1 protein-coding gene is annotated in these 1,468 nt (G+C 65.3%); it reads left to right on the forward strand.

Going from position 1 to position 1,468, the window contains the following annotated elements:
• The first annotated feature begins 239 nt into the window (after nt 1-239).
• Nucleotides 240-1,445 carry an IS110 family transposase gene (locus J2X42_RS23320; RefSeq protein WP_310168507.1) on the forward strand — a complete coding sequence of 402 codons (1,206 nt, stop codon included), beginning with the start codon at nt 240-242 and terminating at the stop codon, nt 1,443-1,445.
• The last annotated feature ends 23 nt before the right edge of the window (nt 1,446-1,468 follow it).

The raw sequence follows: 1,468 nt of genomic DNA on the forward strand, positions 1-1,468 counted from the left end.
ACGCTCGTTACCTTCTTCGTAGCCCCTTTCTGGTGCAGGATGTGGGGTGTGCTGGCCTGCCGGTCCCGGCATGATTGCGACGCTCTGTTGTTGATGATCCGAGAGTGGTGTCACCGGGGTTGGCGGGTGCCGAGGGACCGCTGATAGGGACATGGCCGTTGGATTGCCGTGCGTAACGTGGGTGCCGGGCTTCGACACCGTGGCAGGCTGGCCGGATCTGTTGGCTCGTGGTCGGAGGTGTGGCGGTGCTCAGGGATTATGACTGTGTGGATGTTTTCATCGGTGTGGATGTCGGCAAGGACGGCCATCATGCGGTGGCGCTGGATAAATCAGGGAACAGGCTGCTGGACCGGGCGCTGCCGAACGATGAGGATGAGCTGCGGCAGATTCTTCAGGACCTGGGTTCCCATGGGCGGCTGTTGTTTGTGGTGGACCAGCCGGCCACGGTCGGGGCGCTGGCGGTAGCGGTGGCCCGCGCCGACGGTGCGGTGGTCGGGTATTTGCCCGGTCTGGCGATGCGCAGAATCGCGGACCTGCACCCTGGCGAAGCGAAGACGGACGCCCGTGACGCGTTCATCATCGCCGAGGCTGCCCGCAGCCTGCCCGGGACGTTGAGATCGCTGGAACTTGGTGATGAGCAGCGCGCGGAACTTGTCATGCTCTGCGGGTTCGATGATGACCTGGTCGCCCAGGCCACCGCTACCTCGCACCGGATCCGGGGACTGTTGACCCAGATCCACCCGGCCCTGGAACGGGTCCTGGGCCCGCGCCTGGACCATCCCGCGGTGCTGGACCTGCTCCGGACCTGGCCGACCCCGCAGGCCCTGCGGCAGGCCGGGACCAAACGGGTAGCGGCCCGGCTGCGGAAGCTGGCACCACGGATCGGTGAGCGGCTGGCCGAGGAGATCAGCCAGGCCCTGGACCGGCAAACCGTCGTGGTCTCCGGCACGGAATCGGCGGGGATCGTGCTGGCGCAACTGGCCGGCATGCTCGATGGGCTGCACACCGCCAGGAATACCGTGCTGGCCAAGGTCGAGGCCCTCGTGGAGGCCCACCCTCTTCACCGGGTCCTGACGTCGTTACCGGCAGTTGGCGTCAGGACCGAAGCGCGCATCCTTACGGAAATTGTCGGTAAAGAGTTCCAGACCGCCGCCCACCTGGCGTCCTACGCCGGTCTCGCGCCGGTGACCTGGCGGTCCGGGAGCTCGATCAGGGCCGATCACGCCTCACGCAAAGGCAACAAAGTCCTTAAACGCACGCTTTATCTTTCCGCGTTCGCCGCCCTGAAAGACCCACTTTCCAAGGCCTACTACGACCGCAAACGAGCCGAAGGAAAACGACACAACCAGGCCCTCATCGCCCTCGCCCGACGCCGCTGCGACACCCTCTTCGCCATGCTCCGCGATGGCAGCCTCTACCACCCCAAAACACCCCAAACCCCTTGACGAACAACATAGGGACACTCTCA

This window comes from Arthrobacter sp. BE255, from assembly GCF_031457335.1.
GTDB lineage: Bacteria > Actinomycetota > Actinomycetes > Actinomycetales > Micrococcaceae > Arthrobacter.